The organism is Methylocystis sp. NC52PC (genome assembly GCF_055698645.1).
Genome location: NZ_CP170127.1, coordinates 487,197 through 510,319 on the forward strand (window position 1 = coordinate 487,197; position 23,123 = coordinate 510,319).

The following is a 23,123-nucleotide window of genomic DNA, read 5'->3' on the forward strand; positions in this document are numbered from 1 at the left end:
CTCAGCCTCGCGCGTAAGTCCTGAAAGCCGCGTTAACGAAGTTTCCGATTACGTCTGAGGCTTGTGTTTCCATTGCGGGTGAGGGGCTGTAATGTTTGGTTAATCCTTTCCGCGCCCGTGCGGCGCGCAGCAGAGGGCGGCTGCGCTTGGCTGGCCGCCCGGAGATCGTCGAATGTCGAAATCGGGCAAAATTCAGGACGCGGCCTCGGCTGCTCTGTCTGCGATCGAGGAGGCGCTCGATCTCGGCGCGCCGCCGGCGGCGGATGACGCCGCGCCGGCGACGAGCGCAGCCAGGACCGCGGCCCTCGACAAGGCCGACGAGCCGGCCAGGACGCCCCCTGCCCCGCAGCCGGCGCCTGGCCCCGCTCAGCCCAGCATCGCCCAATCAATGTCCCGAAAGACCGAGGCGCGCGAGCCCGCAAAGCCCGCCTCGCTCATCGGGCCGCCGATCGCGCCCGCCAACGACGATCGCCGCACCGTCGGCGAATTGCGCGCCGCGCTGCAAATTCCGCCCAACCGCTCGATCATGGGGATGACGTTCGCCTCCATCGCGCTCTGGGCGGTATGCTGGATTTTCTATGTCTACTTTCATCAAAGCGAGATCATCGAGGCCGACGGCGCGCTGCTCGCGCCCAAGCCCATCTTGGCCATTGCGGCGCTGGTCGGCCCGACAATCTTTCTGTTCATCACCGGCCTGATGGCGCGGCGCGCGCATGAAATGCGGCTCATCGCCAACTCCATGACGGAGGTCGCCATCCGCCTGATCGAGCCCGAAACCATCGCCACCGAGCAGGTCGTCTCCTTGTCGCAGGCGATCCGCCGCGAGGCGGCGTCGATGGGCGACGGCATCGAACGCGCGCTGGCGCGCGCCGGCGAGCTCGAGGTGATCGTGCGCACGGAGGTGTCGAATCTCGAACGCTCCTATACGGAAAACGAGCGCCGCATCCGCCTTCTCATCGACGAGTTGACCCGCGAGCGCGAGGCCATTCTCGTCAACGCCGACAACGCCCGCAATGCGCTTTACGGCGCCCGCGACTCCCTCTCGCAGGAGCTCTCGGCCACTTCGGCGCATCTCGCCGAGGCGGTCAGCGCGGCGGGCGCGCGCGTCACGTCCTCGCTCGGCTCGAAAGGCGAGGAGATCAAGCTGTCGCTCGAGAAAGCCGGCGACAATTTCGAATCCACCCTCGCTTCGCATGGCGGGCGCGTGATCAGCGTGTTGACCGAGACGGGCGACGCCGTGGCGGAGAAGATCGGCGGGGCCTCGGCGGATGTGAGCCGTCGCTTCACGGACGGCGTCGCCGAGGTCAGCGAGAAACTGCAAAAGGCGAGCGAGGCGGCGACGTCCGACTTCAGCGCCCGCAGCGCCGAGATCGTCCAACGCTTCGAAACGCTGGGAACGACGTTGACGGAGTCCGTCGGCAGCCAGGGGGACGCGCTGATCGCGCGTCTCGCCGAAACTGGCGGCGCCATTCAGGAGGCGGTGACGACGCACGGCGGCGCGCTCGACCGATCGCTCGCCGAGACCGCCGAACGGCTCACCACGGGCGTCGCTGACCAGGTGGAGAAGGCGCGATCCGTCTTCGAGGGCGCGGAAACGCGCCTTCTCGGCGCCATGGACGACGCCAACGCCAGGACTCAGCAGGAATTCGAGCAGCGCAGCCAGACGCTGCGCGAGTCGCTCTCCAAAACGATCGACGAGACCGCCGCGGCGCTCGCCAACCAGGGCGAGACGATTCAGGATCGCTTCGCCGACCTCGCGGCCTACGCCGTCTCGGCGCTCGGCGCGCATAGCGATCGCGTCAACGAGACGCTCGCCGAGCGGCTCGGCAATTTCGAGCGCGTCGTGCTCACCCGCGGCGAAGAAATGATCTCTCGGGTGACCGAACATGGCGGCCAGCTCGACGCCACGCTCGGCGAGCGGCTCGCCGCCTTCCAAGCGACGCTCTCGGAGAGCACGCAGCAGGCCGCCGAGCGCGTGAGCGAGCAGAGCGAGCGCGCCGCCCGCGACATCGCCCGCCACATCGTGGCGCTCGAGGCCGCCGTCGCCCAGCAGGGCGAGGACATCGCATTGCGCGTGACGGAGAGCGGCGCGAACGCCGCCGCCGCGCTATCGGATCAGGTCGCCCGGTTCGAACATGCTTTCGCGCAGCGCCACGAGGAGCTTGGCGCCCGCCTCGCCGATCAGGGCGAGCGGTCGGCCGAGACCCTCGCCGAGCGGCTCGCCGCGTTCCAGCACGCGATGGCGGCGCATACCGAAGAGGTCGGCGCCCACAGCGAGGCGATCGCCGCCCGCGTCACGGAACATGGGCAGCGCGCGCTCTCCAATCTCGCCACCGGCATTTCGGTCTTCGAAGACGCGGTCCTCCAGCAGAGTCAGGCCATCGCCGCCCGCGTCGTCTCCGAAGGCGACCGCGCGCACGCCCTGCTCGCCGATCGTCTCGCCGCTTTCGAAGAGAGCGTGTCTCGCCAGGGCGAGACGGTCGCCATGGTCGTCGCCTCCCAGGGCGAGCGCGCCACGAATGAATTGTCGCGGCAACTCGCCGCGCTGGAGGAGACGATCGCCCGCAGCGGCGCGCAGGTCGCCGACTTGATGTCGACGCAGGGCGGCCGCGCCGCCGAGGAGCTCGCCCGGCAGATCGCGACGCTCGAGGAGACCGTCGCCCGCAAGAGCGAAGAGGTTGCGGCGCTCGTCTCCACCCACGGCGAATTCGCCGCCGGCGAACTCGCGCGGCAGATCGCCGCGCTCGAAGAAGCCATCGTCAACAAGAGCGAGGAAGTCGCGAGCCTCGTGTCGACGCATGGCGAGCGCGCCACGGGCGAACTCGCCCGCCAGATCGCCACGCTCGAAGAGACGGTCGCCCGCAAGAGCGAAGAAGCCGCAACGCGCGTCGCCGAACAGGGCGACCGCGCCCTGACCAATCTCTCCGTGGGCCTCGCGTCGCTCGAGGACGCCATTCTGCGCCAAAGCGAAGCGGTCACCGCGCGCGTCGCGCAGCACGGCGATCAGGCGACCGCCGCCATCACCGAGGGTCTCGCAGCTTTCGCCGACGCCGTCGCCCGCCACAGCGGCGACGCCGCCGACCGCATCTCCTCGAAGAGCGACGAGGTCAACGCCGCCTTCGCCAGGGGGCTCGCCGCCTTCGAAGACACTTTCCTGCGGCAGGGCGCGGAGATCGCCGAGCGCGTGCTCAACCAATCGCTTTCGTCGAGCGAGGACCTTGCCGAAAAGCTGCGCGCCTTCGAGAACGCCGTGCAGCAGGCGAACGCCGAAACGGCGCGGCGCCTCGAAGAGGAAAGCGCCCGCGTGGCCAGCACGCTGGCGACCGGAGTCGGAAGCTTCGAGGAGTCGGTCAAGAGCCACGGGGACAACGTCGCCGCCATCGTGGCCGAACATGCGCATCGCGTCGACGAGCTGCTCGGCGAGCGCCTGACCGCGCTGGAGACGGCCGGCATGCTCGTCGCGCAGACAATGGAGACGACGCGCGAACGCGCCATGCAGGAATTCGAGTCGCATGGCGCCGCGCTGCGCGAAAATCTGCACCGCGTCGTCGAAGAGGCGAGCGCCGCGCTCGCCGACAATTCCGACCGGTTGCACGAACGTTTCGCCACGACGGCGGGCGACGCCGTCGTCGCGATCTCGACCCAGGGCGAGCGGCTCAACGAACTTCTGTCCGATCGCCTCGCGGCCTTCGAGAATTCCGTCGTCGCGCAGGGCCAGGACGTCGTCGTCGCCCTCGCGGAACACGGCGACCGCATCACCGCGACGCTGGGCCAGCAGCTCGGCCAGTTCGAAAGCGCCGTTCTGCGCGACGGCGAAGAGATCGCCGACCGCGTGGCCGCGCACGCCGCGCGGCTTACCGACGACGTGGCGCAACGGCTCACGGTCATCGAAGAAGTCATCGGCGGCCGCGGCACGGAGCTGGTGCAAAGCCTCGCGGAGCGGACGGAGGACGCCGACGCCCGCATCGGCGCCCAGACCGAAAAATTCGTCGCAAGCGTCGACGATCGGCTCAACGCCATCGACCAGGCCATCGCCGAACAGGGCGGCGCGCTGGTCGACCGCATCGCGGCGCAGGCGACGCATCTCGCCGCGCAGATCGGCGACAATTCCCGCCACTTCGCCGAGGAGATCGAAGCGCGGCTGAGCGCGCTCGACGGCGCGGTGACGACCGGCGGCGGCAAGCTCGTCGAGGGCCTTGCAGCCCAGTCCGACCGCCTGCTCAACCGCTTCGACGAGAAATCGCAGGAGCTCACCCAGGCGCTCGACGCCAAGCTCGACGCGCTGGATCAGACCATGAGCGTCAACGGCGGCGTCTTCGCTGAAAAATTCTCCGAGCAGGTCGACCAGTTCGCCTCGCGCATCGGCGACAACTCGCGTCATTTCGCGCATGAGATCGACACGCGGCTCGAATCGCTCGACCAGGCGATTTCGGTGCGCGGCGCCAAGCTCGTCAGCGAACTCGACGCCACCGCGGTCTCCGCCTTCTCGCGCTTGAGCGAGGAGGTCGGCAGGCTTGCAAGCGACGTGAGCGCCAAGCTCGACGTGATCGACCACACGATCGGCGAGAAGGGCGAACAACTCGTCGAGAAGCTCGAGACCCGGGCGATCGACATCGCCTCCGCCATGGCGACCAAGATCGAAGCTTTCGAGAGCGTCAGCGACGCCCGCACCCGCGAGGCGGCGGAGCGCATCGAGGCGCTCGTGAAGCAGATGGACGCCGGCCTCGGCGCCGGCGGCCAGCGGCTGCAGGCCTCGCTCGCGAGCCACGCGCTGCAGGTCGCCCGCGTGATGGGCGAAGGCGGCCGCGAGGTCGTGCGCAGCCTCGATGAGAAGATCAAGGACGTCGATTCGGTGCTGCTGTCGCGTTCTTCCGAGATCGCGGAGACTTTGGCGACCAAGGCGTCGGAGATCAACGAGACTCTCGGCGGGCGCGCCAAGGATCTCGCCGACACGCTCGACGGGCGCATCGAACTCTTCGAGAAGAACGTCGTCGAACGCCTCGGAGCCGTCTCGTCGGAGATCGACGAGCGTGGCAGGGGCGTCATCGAGTCGATCGGGGCGCGGCTCGCGGACATCAACCACACGCTGTCGGATGCGCGGCGCGCGCTGGACACGACGCTGCATGCGCGCACGGGCGATCTCGGCAAGGCCCTTACCGAACGCGTCGTCGAGATCAGCGGCGCGCTCGACTCCCGATTGACGCAGATCCAGAGCGCGCTCGACGACAGGCTGGCGCAGATCGAGGCCACTCTGGGCGACCGCGGCGGCGCCGTGACCCATGAGCTGACGAGCGTCGGCGAGCTGATCGCCAACACGATCGAGACGCGGGGCGCGGCGATCGTTCGCCATCTCGGCGACAAGCGCGACGAACTGGCGCAGGCCATTGACCGCTCGGCGGCGTCGCTGACCACCGTCCTCGACGCCGGCGCGCAACACTCGATCGGCGCGCTGATCGCCATGAACGACAAGATCCGCGCCGAGCTGCCGACCGTGCTCGACAAGCTCGACCAGACCAACAGCTCGCTGCAGGGGATCATGGACAAGACGGGCGGCAATCTCGTCGCGCTCGAGCGCGCGCTGGGCACGCGGCTCGCCGAGTTCCAAACGGCGATCCGCGACGTCTCCAGCCAGGTCCAGAAGATCAACGAAGCCGCAAGCGGCACGGTCAACAGCGCCCATGACATCGTCGAGACGCTGACCCAGCGCGAGGAAACGCTCGTCCAGAGCGCCGCTCAGCTCGCCAGGAGCCAGCAGGCGCTCGACGAGGCCTTCGACGCCCGCCGCCGCTCGCTCGAGAGCGTCATGGCCCTCGTCGACGGCAAGCGCGCCGAAGTCGAAACCGTCATGGCCGACTTCACGACGAAGATGGAGGAAGCGTTCCGCGCCATCGAGAACCGCTCGCAAGCCGTCGGCGGCGCCCTCTCGGCGACCACGCGCGAGACGGCCGCGCTCGTCGAGGCGCGCCTGTCCGATCTCCGTTCGGCCGCGGAGAGCCAGAGGGCCGAGACCGAGGAATCGCTGCGCGCCGCCTTCACAAAGGCCAATGACGAGATCAACCGCCTCTTCGGCGACGCGAGCGCGCGCTTCCAGTCGACGGCGGAAGAGATCCGCGCGCTGTCGAGGGACATTCATCGCGAGCTCGAGGAAACGCGCGACGAGGTGCGACGGGGGGCGGTCGAATTGCCGCGCGAAACCGCCGAACAGGCCTCGGCGCTGCGCCGCGTCGTCGGCGATCAGGTGAAGGCCCTCAACGAACTCACCGACCTCGTGGCGCGCTCCGGCCGCGTCTATGACGTCGCCGAGCAGGCCCCGGCCCCGCGCCGCCCCTATGAAGCGCCCCGCGCCGAACCGCCCCGCCCGCGCGTCGCCGCGCCGGCGCCGGCCCCCGCGCCGCGCGCGGCTGACGTCGCCGCCGGGCGGGACACGCAGGGCGGCTGGCTCAGCGATCTCCTCGCCCGCGCCTCGCGCGAGGAGGGCGACGAGAGCGGCCGCGGGCCACGTCCGGCGCGGGCCGGCGCCGGAGCGCTCGACGGGCTGACGCTCGACATCGCGCGCATGGTCGACAATGCGGCCGTCGCCGAACTATGGCGGCGCTACCAGCGCGGCGAGAAGGGCGGCCTGTTCGGGCGGCGCCTCTATACGGCGCAGGGCCACCAGACCTTCGAGGAGATCCGTCGCCGCTACCGGCTCGACCCGGAGTTCCGCGCGACGCTCGACCATTACGTGCGCCACTTCGAGGAGCTGCTGCTCGAGACGAGCCGCGGCGACCGCGACGGCGGCAAGGCGCTCGATCTGCTCACGAGCGACGCGGGCAAGGTCTACACCATGCTCGGCCATGCGGCGGGCCGTTTCGAATAAAGGAAAGGGCGCGGACCTGGTCCGCGCCCCGCACACCCTCTTACAGCGCGCCAATCGCCCGTTCGAAGGCCACTTCCGCCTGCAGGCTTTCGAGATCGCGTCCGAGCGTCGCCACGGCGAGTTTGCGGCCGCCCGCATAGAACGTCACCGCGCAATCGCCCGCCGCCGGATCGCCCGACAGCTCCGCCCGGTCCCAGGCCGGCGCATGGCCGACGTAGGAAATCGCCTGATCGTAGTGCTGGGACCAGAAGAAGGGCGCCGCCTCGAAGCGCTCGCGGCGCCCGAGCATGTTGCGCGCCGCGGTCTGGCCCTGCCGCTCGGCCACGACCCAATGCTCGACCCGAACGCGCTCGCCGGTGATCTTGTCGGGCCAGCGGGCGATGTCGCCCGCCGCATAGACGCCAGGCTCGCTCGTTTCCAGATATTTGTCGACCAGCACCCCCTTGTCGACGGCGAGGCCGGCGGCTTCCGCGAGCGCGATGTTCGGTCGGACGCCGACGCCAATGGCGACGACATCCGCCGCAAGCGAGCCGCCGCTCTTCAAGGTCAGCGCGTCAGCGCCAATCTCCGTCGCCGTGTCTTCGAGATGGAAGACGACCCCGTGGCTCTCGTGAAGCCGGCGGATATGGGCCCCGAGGTCCGGCCCCAGAATGCGGGCCATGGGAACGGCCTCGGGCGCGATGACATGGACCTCGAGCCCGCGCGCGCGTAATGAGGCGGCGACTTCGAGCCCGATGAAGCTCGCGCCAATGACCGCCGCCCGCTTCGCTCCGGCAGCCGCGGCGATGAGGCGGTCGGCGTCGGCGAGGCTGCGCAGATAATGAACATGCGACGCGTCCGCCCCCGGAATGGGCAGTCGCACCGGGTCGGCCCCGGCCGCGAGCAGCACGGCGTCGAAACCGACGCCCTCGCCGCCCTCGAGCAGGATGCGGCGCTGCGCGAGATCGAGCGAAAGAACGCGCCGCCCGAGGCGCAGACTGACCCGGTTGTCGCGGTACCAGGCGGGATCGCGCAGCGGCAGCCAATCGGGCTGCGCCGAGCCGGCGAGATAATCCTTGGACAGATTGGGGCGGTCATAGGGCTCTGCGGGGTCCGCGCCGACCATTTCGATCGCCCCGTCATAGCCCTCGGCGCGCAGCGCATGCGCCGCGGCGAAGCCGGCGGCGCCCGCGCCGACGATGACGACGCTCCCCGGCGCGCGCGCCGGCGCGGTCTTGGGGGCCGCCGTCCTGATCCGCTCGCGGGCGAAAATCATGCCCTCGATCTGCTCGACCCGCCAGCGCGCCAGCGCGTCGAAGGCCGGCGCGCGCTCGGCCTCCCCGCTGCGCAGGCTGAAACAGGCGTGATGCCAGGGGCAGCGAATCGTCTCCCCGACCACGAGCCCCTCCGCCAGCGGCCCGTGGTAATGCGTGCAGAACGCGCCGACGACGAAGACCTCGCCGCCCTTGCGCACCATGATCGCGGCCTTGCCGGCGACATGCCCCCGCATCGGCGCCCCTTCCGCAACCTCGCCGGAAGCGATCCCAAGTGCGAAGTCGGGACCGATTATTTCTTCATCCTGCGACATTTACCCCCTCTTTCCGAGCCGTCGTGAACGCGGCCGCCTTAAGAAAGTTGGACTCCGGCGTCGCTTCGGCAAGCAGGCGGGACGTCCGAATCACTCCGAGCAGGCGCCATGCCTGGCGATACACGCAATGCGGGACTTCGTGCTCGTATGGTTAACCAATTGGAAAGTTACAGTTCTCCTGGAGCCGATCAAAATGTGACATCGGCGCCACATTCGAGAAGACAAATGTCCGGAACCCGCGGTTTTGCCTAAGGAATAGGCATTTGCGCCCGAGATGAGCTTGAAGCAAGACCGAGGTGGCGTTGTTATCGGTGCAGTCTTCGCCTCCCGATACCGGAGTTCCTGGCATGAAGTGGTACTACCTCCCCATCGTGACCGCGGCGTCCCTCGCCGCCAGCATGGCCCTGGCGGCCGATCTGAAAACCAAGAAGGCGCCCGAAGCGCCGCCGCCGCCGCCGCCCGCCTGGCTCGATACGCTCACGATCGACGGTTACGTCGAGGGCGGTATCGCGATGAACTTCAACCAGCCCTTCAACAAGTGGAACTGGGGCCATCTCTACACGTCGGACGCCAACCAGCCGACCTTCAACGGCCTCGTGGTCACGATGCAGCGGCCGCTCGATCCGAAGTCGGACACTTATGACTTCGGTTTCAAGGCGCAGGTCCAGCTCGGCGAGGACATGCGCTACAACCATCTGACCGGGACGACCGAATACTGGATGCACACCGACACCCAGATCGGTCCGCTCGAGGCGAACGTTCAGGCCCATTTGCCCTGGAAGACCTTCCTGTCGCAGGGCGGCATCGACGTGAAGGCGGGCATTTTCCCGACGTACAATGGCGCCGAAGTCATGTACGCCAAGGACAACCTCTTCTACAGCCACTCCTACATCTTCAATTTCGGGCCCTTCCTCCACACCGGCGTCATGACCACGACGCATGTCCGCGACTGGCTCGACGTCTATGCCGGCGTCACGACCGGCGTGAACACCTTCATCGGCTGGCCCGGCGACAACAACGCCTCTCCGTCCTTCCACGGCGGTTTCGGCCTCAACCTGCTCGACGGCAATCTGACCATTCTCGGCATCGTCCACACCGGTCCCGAAAATCCGAAGCAGATCGGCGGTCCGTACAATCCGGGATTTGGCCTGCCCATCGCTTCCTGGCCGAACACGCCCTTCGCCTGCGTCTGTAACCCCAATTCCACGAACCGCACCTACGCCAACCTGACCACCACCTGGAAGGTGACGGAGAATCTGACGCTCATCACCGACATGGCCTTCAACCGCGAAAGCGGCTGGAACCCGGCCTCGGCGCTCGGCGGCGTTCCGCAGAATTCGTACTTCCTGTACGATCAGTTCTTCCCGAACTTCGTCGCCCCGACCGGCTTTCCGACGACCGCGCTCTCCTATCTCCCGCAATATCCCAAGGGCGCCGAGTCCTACGCGATCGCGCAATATGCGTCGTACAAGGTCAACGACATCTTCAAGGTCAATGGCCGCGTCGAATATTATCGCGACGCCAACAACTTCTTCGTCGCCGCCTATCCGGGCTATTTCGACGCGATCAATGCGCTGCACGGCTTCTTCTGCCCGTCCTGCATCTTCCGTCCGGCGAATGTCGGCACCAGCTATCTGGCGCTCACGATCGGCACGACGATCACCCCCGAGCTGCCGAAACTGCCGATCATCACCGGCTTGATCATCCGTCCGGAGTTCCGCTGGGACACCGCCGTGAACGGCACGACGCCCTTCTTCCGCGGCATCAATGGTCCCAACGGCAACGGCCAGAGCCGTTCGCAGGGCATGTTCAACATGGACGTGATCATCCCCTTCTCGCTGCTCTGAGCTTACGGACGGGGACCAACGAAAACAAAGAAGTCGGCGACGTCGTCGCCGACTTTCTTTTTTGCCGCTCATCCAATCAGCAGCGGCCGCTCCAGTGACGGATTCCTTTCGTGGCCTCCATGGGGCTGCTGGTGGTGAAGCACTCATGGCTGGCGGCGGGAGTAATGTGGGCGTCGCCCGCAGGAACCGTCGCATAAAAATCGCGTTCCTGCTGCGCTGGGCGCCGAACGCCGTGATCGCGCCCCTGCGCAGTCGCCGGGGCGGCGAGGCAGACACAAGACAGAAGAGCAAGACACGCGGCGCGGCCGCGCAAAGTGAAAGACGACATGAGCGAATCCTTGGCTAATCTGTTTATTTGGCAACCAAGAGGCTGCAATTTTGTGCAGCGAACGATTAGATCGCAATCACAATGATTAAAATATATACAGAAGGCGCCAGTTCCAAAGAGCCACCCGGCGCCATGTTGCGCAGCCAGCTTGGAGCCAACGCGCCACGCCGGCGAGGCGCCAGGAGAGTTTTGAGTCTGTGAGCGAGGCGCTACTGCGGCGCTTCCTCGGGCGACTTGTCGTCCTTCATGACGACTTCGACGTCGGCGTCCTTGGTGGACTGGACCCGGAAGGTGTTCTGATAGGTCTTTCCCTCGTGGCGGGCGATCGCGACATATTCGCCTTCCGCCAGAACGAGCGAAGGGAAGGCGCCGATGAGCTCGCGAATGACGTCGCCGCCAGGGGTGAGGATCGAGAAGCTGGTATTCGCCAGCGCCTCGCCGCCCGGCGCCTTGACGAGCTTTAAGGTGATCGTCGCGGCGTGGTGTTTGAGCGTGGCTTCGATCAGCTTGCCCGCCGGCACCTTGAGATCGGCCGTCACCACGGAGTTCGTGGCGTTGTTGCCGCCCTGCGCGCCCTGGGTCGTGTCGAGCAGCGTCGACACGATGTGATAAGCGCCCTCCGGCAGGCAGATCGCCTCGTCGCCCTTGGCGTTGGCCAGAACGAGCTTGGCTTCGGAATTGCCGCGCTCGGGCACATAGATCGAAATCGAGAGGCGCTGCGGGGGGATTTTGCTCTCGCCCAGCATGTCGACGAGCTTCAGGGCGCCGGCGTTGAGCGGCAGGCGCTCGGAAACATGGCGCCCGTCCATCGCGACGCGCCGCGTGACGCCCGCGAGGCCGAAGCCGGCGTGGACGATATAGGCGCCGTCGGGCAGCGAGAAGGTCGGCGTCGCCTCCTCCGATTGCGCGACGAGCTTGTGCGACCCGTCCGCCTGAACCGCCTCCTCAAAGACGCGCCAGACCATGCCGCTGCGCACGGGCTGCGTATCGGCGGCCCCGAGGGTCGCGCTCAGGCGCAAGGTCCCGAGCCCCTCCGCATTGGGAGCCTTGGCCATCGCCGGGGGCGCATTCTGATCCGGCGGATGGCCGCTGCGCGCCAGCGCAGGAGCCGCTACATGCGGCAGCGCCAAAACGAGAAGCCAACCGGCGGCTCGGACTCTCACGTTGCTCATGGCTCCCTCTATGCGCGCGATCGTGGCCATTTGTCGATCACGGTCCGCCGAACACCCGGTTGATGACGGGAATCTCGCCGGCCGCGGCGGTGACGAGGCCGGAAAAGCCGTCGCGGCGGACGCTCTGACAGGCGGCCTCGAGCGCGCTGCCTCGCGACGTCGGCGCGGCGTCGAGCGCGCCGACCTCGGCCGCCGCCGCGCCCAGCGCCAGCAGGGTGCGCGCCATCGCCCGCGCGGCCGCGCCCGCGGGAAGCGCCGCGTCGTCCATGGCGAGCGCCGCGAGGCGCGACGAGGCGCCCGCATAATCGCCCAAAGCGAACACGCCCGCCGGCGTCTGCGCGGCGAGGGCGACGATGCGGAGCGCGCCGGGCGCCAGCTCCGCCTCAGCCTCCCGCGCCGCCAGCCGCACCGAGAGCTGTTGGACGTCGACACGCCCTTCGCAGCCTTCGAGGAAAAATCCGTCGACCCCCGCAATAGCAAGGGCCGCGACGTCCTCCTCCGAGTCTTCGCTCCGCAATCCGGCGATCTGAATGTAGATGTCGGGCCGATTATCGCGCCGGCGCGCCGCCTCGATGAAGCCCCGCGCCCAATCCCGCGCTTCGTCGCGGGCCAGGCCGCCGGCCGGCCCGAGGCGCAGCAACAGCGCCGACGCCCCACTCGACAGCGCGTCGATCGCGGACTTCCGCCTGTCCGCCGATAGAACCAGAACGGAACGCGTCACCGCGCCGCCCCTGGGCAAGGCGACACGCCCTTAAACCGCGCATTTACCATAAACGCAGATGATCCCTTAACCTTGACTGTGGCGTTTACGGGGAAGCTTTCCATGATCATGCGTCATTTCCTGTCCTGGGCGCAGACGGCCAACGCCGCCCAGCGCGCGGAAGCGGCCGGGGCGCTGGCCCGCGCCTATCTCTATGCCGACCTCGACTCCTCGCAACGCCGCGAAGCCGAACTCACGTTGACATCGCTCGCCGAGGACTCCTCTCCGCTGGTGCGCCGCGCGCTCGCCGAGAATCTGGCGAGCGCCGTCGACGCGCCGCGCGCGCTCGTCTCCGCCCTCGCCTGCGATCAGTCCGACGTCGCGAGTCCGATCCTGTCGCGCTCGCCTTTGCTCTCCGACGCGGAACTCATCGACTGCGCCGCCATCGGCGACGTTTTCGCGCAAACCGCCATCGCCCTGCGCGCCCGCGTGCCCTCTAGCGTCTGCGCCGCGCTGGCGGAAATCGGCGCGCGCGAGGCGTCGATCTCGCTCGCAGTCAACCCTGGCGCGGAAATCACGGCGTTTTCGCTTTGCCGCATGGTCGAGCGTTTCGGCGACGACGGCGAAATGCGCGAGGCGCTGCTGTCGCGGCCCTGGCTGCCGGCGACCGTGCGCAACGCTCTCGTCAACGCCGCCGCCGCGAGCCTCTCCGCCTTCGTCGTCGACTGCGGCTGGCTGACGCAAGCGCGCGCCGAACGTCTGTCGCAGGAGGAACGCGACAAGGCCAATGTGGTCATCGTCGCAGACGCCGCCGAACAGGACGGCCGCCGCGGCGTGCGCGAACTCGTGCAGCATCTTTGCGCCTCCGGCCAGCTCACCGCCAGTCTCGTCCTGCGCGCGCTTCTCTCCGGCAATCGCGACCTCTTCGAGGCGACGCTGACAGAATTATCGGGCCTGCGCGAGGAGAAGGTCGCGGGCCTGTTGCGCGACTTCCGCGGCGCCGGCTTCGCGGCGCTCTATGCGCGCGCCGGCCTGCCGGAAAAATTCCTCCCGGCGTTTCGCGCCGCGCTCGAGGCGCAGCGCGACCACGCCATGGCGCCTCACAGCGACGCGCGGCTGTCGCTGGTTCTGATCGAGCATGTGCTCGCCGCCTGCGCCGCGATCGACAACGGCGAGCTCGATCGGCTGAAAGCGTTGCTGCGGCGTTTCCAACGCGAAGCGGCTTTGGAGCAGGCGCGCCTCGAAACCGCGCGCCTCGCTGCGCAAGCCGACATCCCCGAGGTCATGCCCGCCGTCGCGATTGCGGGCACGCAAGCGCGGGCGCCGCTCATCGACCTCGACGCTTTCGACGCGGAGCTGCGCGAGGCGGCGTGAAGCGACCCTTCAGTCCTTCTTCACGGCGCGGAGCACGAACGCCGTCAGCTCCTCCGCCGACGCATAGCTGATCCATTCCCCCGCCGGATAGGCCACGGCCACCGGCCCGTGCGCGCAGCGGCCGAGGCAGCCGGCGGCGGAGAGGCGGACGCCTTCGCGGTCGGCGGCGGGCAGCGCGTTCAGGGCCTCCTTGGCCTGGGCGAGCGCCGCCTTGGCGCCGTGATCCTCACAGGCGGGACGGCCGTCGCGCTTGTTGGCGCAGACGAAGATATGCAGCCGGAAAGGTTCGATCTCGGACACGCTTGCCGGGGCTCCTCAATAGCCGAATTGCTCGCGCAGGATCCGCTCTTCCAGCGAATGCCCGGAATCATGCAGCAGGACGAGATTGGCGCCCTGGTCCATCTCCACGTCCACATAAGCGACGTCACGGAATTCGTCGTGGTCCGCGACGACCGAGACCGGACGTTTCGCCGCTTCGAGCACTTCGATGCGCACTTTCGCCGCGTCGGGCAGCAAGGCGCCGCGCCAGCGGCGGGGGCGGAAGGCAGAGATGGGCGTGAGCGCCATCAAGGGCGCGTCGAGCGGCAGGATGGGGCCGTTCGCCGAAAGATTATAGGCCGTCGACCCGGCCGGGGTCGACACCAGCACGCCGTCGGTGATGAGTTCCGGCAGGCGCTCCTGATCGTTGATCAGAATGCGCAGCTTCGCGATCTGCGAGGTCTGGCGCAGCAGCGAGACCTCATTGATGGCGTGGGCGGAAAATTCATCGCCGTGCACATTGGTGGCGTGCATCAGCAGCGGATGGATGATCGAAGCCTTGGCCTCGGCGATGCGCTTGCGCAACCCGCTTTCGCGATACTGATTCATCAGAAAGCCGACCGAGCCGCGATTCATGCCGTAAATGGGCTTGCCGGAATCCATGTAGCTGTGCAGCGTGCGCAGCATCAGCCCGTCGCCGCCGAGCGCGACGATGCAGTCGGCTTCTTCCGGCGGCACATCGCCATATTTCTCGACGAGCCGCAGCCGCGCCTCCTCGGCCTCCGGCGTGCCGGAGGAGAGGAAGGCCAGCTTCTTGGTTGCGTTGGCGACGTCGCCCGAGGCGCCCATCGAGGGAGGCTCCTAAGATCAAGGGGCGCGAAGGATGCGCCGTCGTCATTCGCTTACACGCCAAGTCGGGAGATTGAAAGGCGGCCCCTTTCACCGCCACAGCCAGGCGGCGCCGCGCACGCCGCCCGAGTCGCCGTGGTGGTTGCGCAGGATCCTCGTGTCGAGCGCATCGGTGAAGGCGTGTCTCGCCACGCGTTCGTGCAATCCGGCATAAAGCCGCTCGATGTTGGAAACGCCGCCGCCCAGCGCAATGACGTCCGGGTCGAGGACGTCGATCACCATGGCGAGCGCGCGGGCAAGACGGTCCTGGTAGGCGTCGAGCGCTGCAAGCGCCGCCGCCTCCCCGCGTTCGGCGCGCTCCGCAATCTCCTGCCCCGTCGCCGCCCCGCCCGCGCGCCGCGCGTATTCGCGCGAGAGGCCGGGGCCGGAGAGGAAAGTCTCGACGCAGCCGTCGTGGCCGCAGAAACAGCGCGCGCCGGGATATTCCTCGGGCGTCATCCAGGGCAGCGGCGTATGGCCCCATTCGCCGGCGATGCGATTGCGTCCCGTAAGTACCTTGCCGTCGACGACGACGCCGCCGCCGACGCCGGTGCCGAGAATGACGCCGAACACCACGCGCGCTCCCTGCCCTGCCCCGTCGACGGCCTCGGACAGAGCGAAACAATTGGCGTCGTTCTCGACGCGCACGGGACGCGACAGAGCCTGCGACAGATCGGCGTCGAGCGGCCTGCCGTTGACAACTTGAGTGTTGGAGCCCTTGGCCAGGCCCGTATGCGTGGAGATCGAGCCGGGCGCGCCGACGCCGACCGTTGCGCGCCGCTCGGTCTCCAATTCGATGTCGCGCACCAGCGCCGCAACGGCGCGGATGATTTCCTCATAGTCCTGGCTTGGCGTCGCGACGCGACGGCGCGCCAGAATCTCGCCCGCGAAATCCAGCGCAATCGCCTCGATCTTGGTCCCGCCGAGATCGACGCCGATTCTGATCGACTCCTGCGTCATTGCCGGCGGGCGCGGTCGAGATGCTGCGCCGGCGCGAGGGCGGCTTCCGCCGCCGCATCGATCTGGGCGGAATCGAGATCGAGATCCTTGGTCACGGCGCCGTCGAACAGCGCGCCGGTGAAATCTGCGCCGGACGCGTCGGCGTTCATCAGATTGGCGTTGCGGAAATCGGCGCCCGCGGCATGGGCGAAGCGCAGATCGGCGCTCATGAGGTTGGCTTTGCCGAATCTCGCCCCTTCGAGATAGGTCGAGCGCAGCACGGCGCGCATCAGTCCCATCGATTGGTTCTTCATATCCGCAGAAAGATTGGCGCCTTCGAACTTTGCGCCCCGCAGCGAGGCCCCGGTCAGATCGCCCGCGAGTCGCGCGCCGGAAAAATCGGCGCCGTCCCCGCGCAGGCGCTGCATCTGCGCGGCGAAGGCCTGCGCGCCCTTGAGCGAGGCGCCGGTCAAATCCGCCTGCATGAGCCAGGCCTGATCGAGAATGGCGCCGTCGAGCTTGGCGCCGGAGAGGCGCGCCTTGTTGAGGCGCGCGGCGCGGAAGTTTACATGCGACAGATCGAGCCCCGAGAGATCGAGGCCATTGAGGCTCTTGCCGGAAAAGTCGGACTTGCCGGCTTTCAGCGCCGCTTCGACCTCGGCGCGCGTGAGCTCCGACTGGGAATAGGCGGGCTGAGAGAGATCGACGCCCTGCAACATGTCCTGCGCCGACAGCGGCGCAGGGGAGAAAAGCAGCGCGCCGACCGCGGCGCGCATCAGCAAACCCTTCATCAGCGTCCCGTTCCGGCGCCGGCGAGGTCCCGCGCCTGCTGTATCCATCTGTCGCGCTCGACGCGGCCCGGCGCGCCGATCGCAGAGCCGATCCATTTGGCGTTGTCGAGATTCCACGTCGCGATCTGATCATAATGGAAGACGCCGAGCGCGTTGAGCTTTTCGAGGCTCTTCGGGCCGATTCCCTTGATGCGGGCGAGATCGTCGGCGCCGCCGTCGCGCGGGGCGGGGAGCGTTTCCGGCTTCACGCCGGGCGCGGCCTTCTTGTCGCGGGCGGGCCGGGGCGCGGCGGTCCGGGCGCGTTCGATGACGCCAGAGGCGACGGCGTCCGAAAGGAGCTCGAGCGGCGCCGCTTCTCCGGCATGGCCGTTGGCGAGCACGCCGACGCTCGGCGCGGCCGAATCGAGGGCCACAGCGGCCGTCGTGGCGATGAACGACTCCGCCAGGGGGATCGCCGGCTCCAAAGCGAGTGGGGCGGTCGGGGGCGCGACCATGATCGGGGTCGGCGCCGGCCGCTTCTTCTCGGCGTCGGCGGCGAGTGATTTCAGCCAGCCGCCGAGCGGGAGACCCGCCGCATAGGCGAGGCCGGCGAGGACGGCAATGTCCAGGGTCGTCGCTTCCCGGCCCGACAGCACTTCCGCAAAGGAAGCGCCATAGCCTGTCGCCAGAGCGACCGCGCCGAGCAAAACGATCCAGCCCCCCGAGAAGGTCGCTCCTTTCGCGCGCGAGAAGGTCAGAAAGCCAACAAGCGCGCCAAGCGCAAAGGCGCCAGCAAACCAAGGCCAGCCGAGCATGAGCAAATAGGCCATTCGCCGCTCTCCTTTCCTGCGGTTAGGTCATCAAAGCCGTCATTTCACGTTGAACTCGATGCGCCGGTTGCGGGCGCGATTGTCCTCCGTGTCATTGGAGGCGATCGGACGCTCCGCCCCGTACCCCATGGCCCAGACACGAAATGGATCGGCGCCCGCCTTGACGAAGGCGTCGACCACGCGCTGGGCGCGCCGCTTGCTGCGCTCGCGGGCGGCTTCGACGTCGCGGTCGTCCCAATGGCCTGCGACCTCGATCGCAACGCCCTTGCAGCGCAGGACCTCGGCGGTCAGCCTGTCCATGAGCGCCTCGGACTCCTCGCTGACAGCCGAGTCGTCGGCGTCGAAAGCGATCGGCGTCGCCGACAGCGCGGCCAGGGCGGCGCGGCAGCCGGCGGCGTCGAGCGGCGCGCCCGCCGCCTGGGCGACGAGACGCACGTCGCTGGCGAACCCCCTGGGCAGACGCTCGTCGAGCGCTGCGGCGATCGCGGCGCGAGCGCCCTCGTAGCGCGCCACGCCGGAAAGCAGGACAGCGGAGTCGGCGATCTGCAGGCGGCCCTCGTCGAGACGGCCAAGCGCGGCCAAAGCGGCGACCGCGGCTTCCGCGAATTTGGCCGGCGCACCCGGCGCAATTTCGAGGCGGTCCTCCACCTTCGCGTCGACGACGCGCCGACGCGCCGACGCCGCGAGGCGACCGCGGGTCATCTCGTCCGGCGCAAAGCCCGTGAGCGTCACGCCGCCGCCCTTGCGCGCCGCCTCGAACAGATAAGGCGAAACGGGACCCGGCGAGACCTCGATGCGGACGAGGTCGAACCCCTGCGGCAAGCGCGCCTGCACCTGCGACGCCAGCGTGTCGGCGCGCACGTTCATCCGCCCGGCGCCCTCGATGGAGAGACGCGCGTCGGAAAGCGTCGCCTTGCCCCGCTCCAGCGCGGCAAGCGCCTCGAGCGCGACGACGAGCGCCGCCGCATAGTCCCCGGCCGGGGCGCCGGCGTCGATCTTCGCCCCGTCGCTGACGGCGCGGCCAGCGCCCGCCGCCGCGGCGAGCGACACGATCTTCTCGCGCAGGGCCGCGTCGGGCAGCTTGCCGTCGAGCGCGACGACGCTGTCGCCGAGGGTCGCGGCGAACACATAAGGTTCGGGCCGTGCGGCAGGTTTCGGCGCCTCCGCCAGAGAGGCCAAGGCGGAGGCGGCGGGCGCGGCGGGGCCGGAGAAGACGAGCTTGCGGACGCCTTGCGCGTCGCGCAGGGCCGAAGCCGCGTCCGGCGCAACGCCGGAGAGGGTCACGTCTCGGCCCGAGACGGACACGAGGGAAGGAGCGACGCCGAGCCGCGCCGCGACCCGGGCGGCGAGGTCAGCCTCGACCTGCGGCGTCAGCCATTGCGTCGCGCCATAGACGACGCCGGCGAGGACCGGCAGTCCGACCCACCATTTTCTGGGCTGGTGCATGAACGTCCTGCCCCTGAAGAAAGAGAATCAGCCAAGACGCGCATACTGGAGACGCATCCTTGTCTGAAGGGCGCAGGTGTCAAGAAGATGGCGCAAAAAGGGGCGCGGCCGTAACCGCGCCCGCAGGTTAGAGAAGAGATCCTGGGTTTGATTAAGAAATAGGCGCGCGGAAGCGCCGCGCAAGGGGCGCTCAGCCGGGCGCGCGGCGCTGTAGCTGAAAAGGCGCCATGCCGGCGCGGGCCAGGGCGTCGGCGCGCTCGTTCATCTCGTCGCCCGAATGGCCGCGCACCCAATGCCAGGTGACGTCATGGCGCGCCTCTGCGGCCTCGAGCCGCTGCCAGAGCTCGACATTCTTCACCGGCTTGCGGTCGGCGGTTTTCCAGCCGCGCGTTTTCCAGTTCTTGATCCAGGACGTGACGCCGCCGCGCACATATTGGGAATCCGTGTAGAGATCGACGGCGCAGGGCCGCGTCAGCGTCTCGAGCGCCATGATGGCCGCCATCAATTCCATGCGATTATTGGTGGTGAGCGGCTCGCCGCCCGAGAGCTCCCGCTCGCGGTCGCCGAAGCGCAGGATCGCGCCCCAGCCGCCGGGGCCGGGGTTGCCCGAGCAGGCGCCGTCGGTCCAGATCGAGACGCGCTTCGTCACAGGGCGAGGCCGTAGCCGCCAATATCGGAAACGGTGCGGTGGAAGCGCAGCTTCGCGAGATATTCGCGCGGGTCCTTCGGCCGCACCAGCGCGCCCTCGGGCACGTTCAGCCAATCCACATAACGGGTAAGCAGGAAACGCAGCGCCGCGCCGCGCGCGAGGAGCGGAAAGGCGTCTATTTCCGCGGGCGTCAGCGGCCGCAGGCGGGCATAGGCCTCGAGCAGCGCGACGCCCTTTTCGGGCGCATAGGCGTGCGCCGCGTCGAAGCACCAGGCGTTGAAGCAGATCGCGAGATCATAGGCGAACGCGTCGCAGCAGGCGAAATAAAAATCGATGAGGCCTGAAATCTTATCGCCGAGGAAGAAGACGTTGTCGGGGAAGAGATCGGCGTGGATGACCCCGCGCGGCAAATCCCGCGGCCAGCGGTTTTCGAGCAGGTCGAGCTCCGACTCGACCGTCTCGCGCAGGTCATCGGCCACTTCCGCGGCGCGGTCCGCGGCGGGAGCGAAAAGCCCGCGCCAGGCGTCGACGGACAAGGCGTTTTCTCGCCGCAGCGGAAAGCCGGCGCCGGCGAGGTGAAGACGCGCCAATGCATCGCCAAGCGCGGCGCAATGCGCCGGCTCGGGATGATGCACCGCGTAGCCGTCGAGGAAAGTGGCGATCATCGCCGGACGACCGGCGAGTCGCCCAAGCGCCGCCCCGGCGCGGTTGCGCACAGGCTGCGGGCAGGTGACGCCTTTGGTGGCGAGATGCTCCATGAGGCCGAGGAAAAAGGGCAGATCGGCCTCCGCCACGCGCCGCTCATAGAGCGTGAGGATGAAATTCCCGGCGCTCGTATGGAGGAAATAATTCGAATTCTCGACTCCCTCCGCAATTCCCTTGCAGGAAAGCAGGTCGCCGATGTCATAGGTCGACAGAAACGCGATCAGCTCCGCATCGTCGACCTGGGTGTAAACGGCCATGGACGTTTTTCCAAAGAGCAGCGCCCGTCAGGCCATCGCCCGCAGCTCCTTCGGCAGCGGGAAGGAGACGCTTTCATCCGCCGTGGACACGGTTTCGACCGCAATCTCGTACCGCTCCGCGAAAGCGTCCATGATCTCCTCGACGAGCACTTCCGGCGCCGACGCCCCCGCGGTGATGCCGAGCGAGGAGATGTTTCCAAAGATCGACCAGTCGATCTCGCCCCTGCCCTGCACCAGTTGCGCCGGCGCCCCGGCGCGCTCCGCGACTTCGCGAAGACGCTGGGAATTGGAGGAATTGGGCGACCCGACGACGATCACGGCGTCGACATTGGGCGCGACCTCCTTCACCGCCGCCTGGCGGTTCGTGGTCGCATAGCAGATGTCTTCCTTATGGGGGCCGATAATGGACGGGAAGCGACGTTGCAGCGCGCTGACGATCTCCTGCGAATCGTCGAGCGACAGCGTCGTCTGCGTCACATAGGCGAGGTTCTGCTCGTCGTCGAAGCACAGATCCTTGATGTCGTCGACGGATTCGACGAGCACCACCGCGCCTTCCGGCAATTGGCCCATGGTGCCGACCACTTCCGGATGTCCGGAATGGCCGACGAGCAGAACGCGGCGTCCCCGCTTCCAGTGGATTTCCGCCTCACGGTGGACTTTCGTCACCAGCGGGCACGTCGCGTCAATGGCGAGAAGGTTGCGCGCCTGCGCCTCGGCGGAGACTGCCTTGGCGACGCCGTGAGCGGAGAAAATCACCGGCGCGTCGGTGCTCGGAATCTCGTCCAGCTCCTCGACGAAAACAGCGCCCTTGGCCTTCAGCGACTCGACGACATAGCGATTATGGACGATCTCGTGGCGCACATAGACTGGCGGGCCGTATTTGGCGAGCGCCCGCTCGACGGCGTCGATCGCGCGGACGACCCCGGCGCAGAAGCCGCGCGGAGAGCACAGGAGAATCTTGAGCGGCGGCTTCGCGCCGCGGGGCTGAACATTCATGAATGGCCTTCGGCGAGGTTGCGCGCGGCCGCGCGATGCAATCGGCCTTTCGCCCGTTTCGGGACGACATGACCATATCGGCGTCGATCGGCGGGAAGCAATGTCGCGCCGGTCGGGCTCTGTCAAGCCAGCCGCCCGGCAAGCGGCTGGCCGGGCCTTCGCCCGCCCGCGGCTCGGGCTATCGATTCGGCGGGGTCTGCGCTAACATTGCGCGAAATCCGACGGGCCAGCGCGGGTTTGGAACAAGGAGACGGGAGCGCGACTCCCCTCATTGTCAGCGGGAGGAATCATGTCCGATCTCGAATCCCTTCTCTCCACGGCCCAAGGCGGCCAGCTCGTCGCCAATCTCGCCGACCGCTTCGGCCTCACAAACGAACAGATCGACAGCGCCATCAACGCGCTGGCCCCGGCGCTCGCCATCGGCCTCAACCACGCCGCCGAGGAGCCCCAGGTCTTCGAAAAGACGCTCGGCGCCATGGCGGGGGCGTCGCGCTATTCCTTCTTCGACGAGCCCGAGGCGGCGCACAGCCAGGAGTCGGTCGATCTCGGGCGCGATCTCTTGAACGAGATGTTCGGCTCTCCGGCCGCGACCGGCCAGGTCCTGCAGGCGGCCGCGCGCGAGTCCGGGGTGCGGGCGGACATCCTCGGCCAGCTCCTGCCCGTCCTCGTCTCCGTGCTGCTCAGCGGGCTGACCAAGAATATCAATGAGAAGGGGCTCGGCGGCGTTTTGGGGCAGCTCGCCGGTTCGGGCGGGCTGGGCGGCGTTCTCGAACAGATTCTCGCCGGCGGCGGCGCGCCCCGCCCAGCGCCCGAGCCTGCGCCGACGCCACGCGGCAACGCCGGCGGCGGGCTGGGCGGACTTCTCGGCTCCATCCTCGGCTCGCTGCTCGGCGGACGCCGCGCGCCGCCCCAGCCCCAAGGGGGTCGCTTCGACCGCGGCGGCCCTCTCGACGCCGACGTGGGCGGAGCCGGCCCCGGCGGCCTGCCGGTGGGCCTCGATCAGGCCTCGATCCAGCAGGCCATTGAAGAGATCAAGAAGACGCTTCAGGTCGGGCAGAACGCCAGTCGGCAGACGGGCCAGAGCGGCGCTTCCGACCTCGAAGCCATCCTCGGTCAAATTCTCGGAAAACGCTGAGTGGCCGCGTCGCCCGATCCGAAGCGTCGGATCGGGCGACGCGCGACCCTACAAATTGGGCGCGATGCTCCCGAGATAGGTGGCTGACAATTTTACGCCGATCGACGAGGCCCCCGCCACGATGGCGATCGCCACGAAGGCGGCGATAACCGCATATTCCAAAAAGGTGCTGCCGCCCTCCTGTGCGACGAAGCGCCGTAAAATCTTACCCAACCAAGCCTCCCGCTCCAAGGCTCAAGACTTCCCGTAATATGCGAGCTAGAGCTTAAGGACTTATGTTTGCGCGAAGCCGGCGCTCTTGCGTCCGGGCGTCTTTTCCGGCATCCATCCGGCGTCCGGCGACGGGACGGCTCCCCGCCGCGCCGCGCCGGCGCATGGCGCAGCCCCGCCGCCTCCCTTGCGC

The 23,123-nt window shown here is 68.1% G+C and carries 17 protein-coding genes; 4 read left to right on the forward strand and 13 right to left on the reverse strand.

Going from position 1 to position 23,123, the window contains the following annotated elements; genetic code table 11:
* Positions 1 to 172 precede the first annotated feature (172 nt).
* On the forward strand, positions 173 to 6,859 hold the full coding sequence (locus tag ACETII_RS04255; protein ID WP_472787251.1) for an apolipoprotein A-IV repeat region-like domain-containing protein: 6,687 nt from the start codon (positions 173 to 175) through the stop codon (positions 6,857 to 6,859).
* A gap of 40 nt (positions 6,860 to 6,899) precedes the next feature.
* On the opposite strand, the gene ACETII_RS04260 is transcribed toward ACETII_RS04255, so the two are convergent.
* A complete protein-coding gene (locus ACETII_RS04260; protein ID WP_472787252.1) occupies positions 6,900 to 8,426 on the reverse strand; it encodes an FAD-dependent oxidoreductase in 1,527 nt (508 codons plus the stop codon).
* Positions 8,427 to 8,773: 347 nt separating this feature from the next.
* Here ACETII_RS04260 and ACETII_RS04265 point away from each other — a divergent pair, with 347 nt between their 5' ends.
* Complete coding sequence (locus ACETII_RS04265; protein WP_363349671.1) at positions 8,774 to 10,273, forward strand: outer membrane beta-barrel protein; 1,500 nt, start codon at positions 8,774 to 8,776, stop codon at positions 10,271 to 10,273.
* Positions 10,274 to 10,810: 537 nt separating this feature from the next.
* On the opposite strand, the gene ACETII_RS04270 is transcribed toward ACETII_RS04265, so the two are convergent.
* Together ACETII_RS04270 and ACETII_RS04275 are read right to left on the reverse strand one after the other, a co-directional pair.
* Positions 10,811 to 11,773 carry a hypothetical protein gene (locus ACETII_RS04270; RefSeq protein WP_472787253.1) on the reverse strand — a complete coding sequence of 321 codons (963 nt, stop codon included), beginning with the start codon at positions 11,771 to 11,773 and terminating at the stop codon, positions 10,811 to 10,813.
* Between the two features lie 37 nt (positions 11,774 to 11,810).
* A complete protein-coding gene (locus ACETII_RS04275; protein WP_472787254.1) occupies positions 11,811 to 12,494 on the reverse strand; it encodes an aldolase/citrate lyase family protein in 684 nt (227 codons plus the stop codon).
* Between the two features lie 102 nt (positions 12,495 to 12,596).
* Between ACETII_RS04275 and ACETII_RS04280 the strand changes: the two genes are divergently transcribed.
* Positions 12,597 to 13,847 carry a DUF2336 domain-containing protein gene (locus tag ACETII_RS04280; RefSeq protein WP_472787255.1) on the forward strand — a complete coding sequence of 417 codons (1,251 nt, stop codon included), beginning with the start codon at positions 12,597 to 12,599 and terminating at the stop codon, positions 13,845 to 13,847.
* A 9-nt stretch (positions 13,848 to 13,856) separates the two neighbouring features.
* Here the strand turns inward: ACETII_RS04280 and ACETII_RS04285 are convergent, their stop codons facing one another.
* The 9 genes from ACETII_RS04285 to ispH all read right to left on the reverse strand — a co-directional run bounded on the left by ACETII_RS04285 (position 13,857) and on the right by ispH (position 21,585).
* The gene (locus tag ACETII_RS04285; RefSeq protein ID WP_363349675.1) at positions 13,857 to 14,147 is read right to left on the reverse strand and encodes a (2Fe-2S) ferredoxin domain-containing protein; all 291 of its coding nucleotides are present in this window, start codon (positions 14,145 to 14,147) and stop codon (positions 13,857 to 13,859) included.
* 15 nt (positions 14,148 to 14,162) lie between these two features.
* On the reverse strand, positions 14,163 to 14,954 hold the full coding sequence (locus tag ACETII_RS04290) for an NAD kinase (protein ID WP_363349676.1): 792 nt from the start codon (positions 14,952 to 14,954) through the stop codon (positions 14,163 to 14,165).
* Positions 14,955 to 15,044: 90 nt separating this feature from the next.
* Positions 15,045 to 15,953, reverse strand: a complete 909-nt coding sequence (locus ACETII_RS04295; RefSeq protein ID WP_472787256.1) for an ROK family protein — start codon at positions 15,951 to 15,953, stop codon at positions 15,045 to 15,047.
* Positions 15,950 to 16,723: a pentapeptide repeat-containing protein gene (locus ACETII_RS04300; protein ID WP_472787257.1), complete on the reverse strand. Its 774-nt coding sequence runs from the start codon at positions 16,721 to 16,723 to the stop codon at positions 15,950 to 15,952. The genes ACETII_RS04295 and ACETII_RS04300 overlap by 4 nt, the downstream gene beginning before the upstream one ends.
* Entirely contained in the window at positions 16,723 to 17,532 is an 810-nt protein-coding gene (locus ACETII_RS04305) for a hypothetical protein (RefSeq protein WP_472787258.1), read from the reverse strand. The genes ACETII_RS04300 and ACETII_RS04305 overlap by 1 nt, the downstream gene beginning before the upstream one ends.
* A 39-nt stretch (positions 17,533 to 17,571) precedes the next feature.
* Positions 17,572 to 18,978, reverse strand: a complete 1,407-nt coding sequence (locus ACETII_RS04310; RefSeq protein WP_472787259.1) for an OmpA family protein — start codon at positions 18,976 to 18,978, stop codon at positions 17,572 to 17,574.
* Between the two features lie 190 nt (positions 18,979 to 19,168).
* On the reverse strand, positions 19,169 to 19,627 hold the full coding sequence (gene rnhA, locus ACETII_RS04315; RefSeq protein WP_472787260.1) for a ribonuclease HI: 459 nt from the start codon (positions 19,625 to 19,627) through the stop codon (positions 19,169 to 19,171).
* Complete coding sequence (gene thrB / locus ACETII_RS04320) at positions 19,624 to 20,589, reverse strand: homoserine kinase (protein ID WP_363349681.1); 966 nt, start codon at positions 20,587 to 20,589, stop codon at positions 19,624 to 19,626. Before thrB ends, rnhA begins: the two co-directional genes overlap by 4 nt.
* 27 nt (positions 20,590 to 20,616) lie before the next feature.
* A complete protein-coding gene (ispH, locus tag ACETII_RS04325; protein WP_363349682.1) occupies positions 20,617 to 21,585 on the reverse strand; it encodes a 4-hydroxy-3-methylbut-2-enyl diphosphate reductase in 969 nt (322 codons plus the stop codon).
* Positions 21,586 to 21,874: 289 nt separating this feature from the next.
* On the opposite strand from ispH, the gene ACETII_RS04330 reads away from it, so the two are divergent.
* The gene (locus ACETII_RS04330; RefSeq protein WP_472787261.1) at positions 21,875 to 22,720 is read left to right on the forward strand and encodes a DUF937 domain-containing protein; all 846 of its coding nucleotides are present in this window, start codon (positions 21,875 to 21,877) and stop codon (positions 22,718 to 22,720) included.
* Between the two features lie 48 nt (positions 22,721 to 22,768).
* Here the strand turns inward: ACETII_RS04330 and ACETII_RS04335 are convergent, their stop codons facing one another.
* Entirely contained in the window at positions 22,769 to 22,933 is a 165-nt protein-coding gene (locus tag ACETII_RS04335; protein WP_472787262.1) for a Flp family type IVb pilin, read from the reverse strand.
* Positions 22,934 to 23,123: the final 190 nt, after the last annotated feature.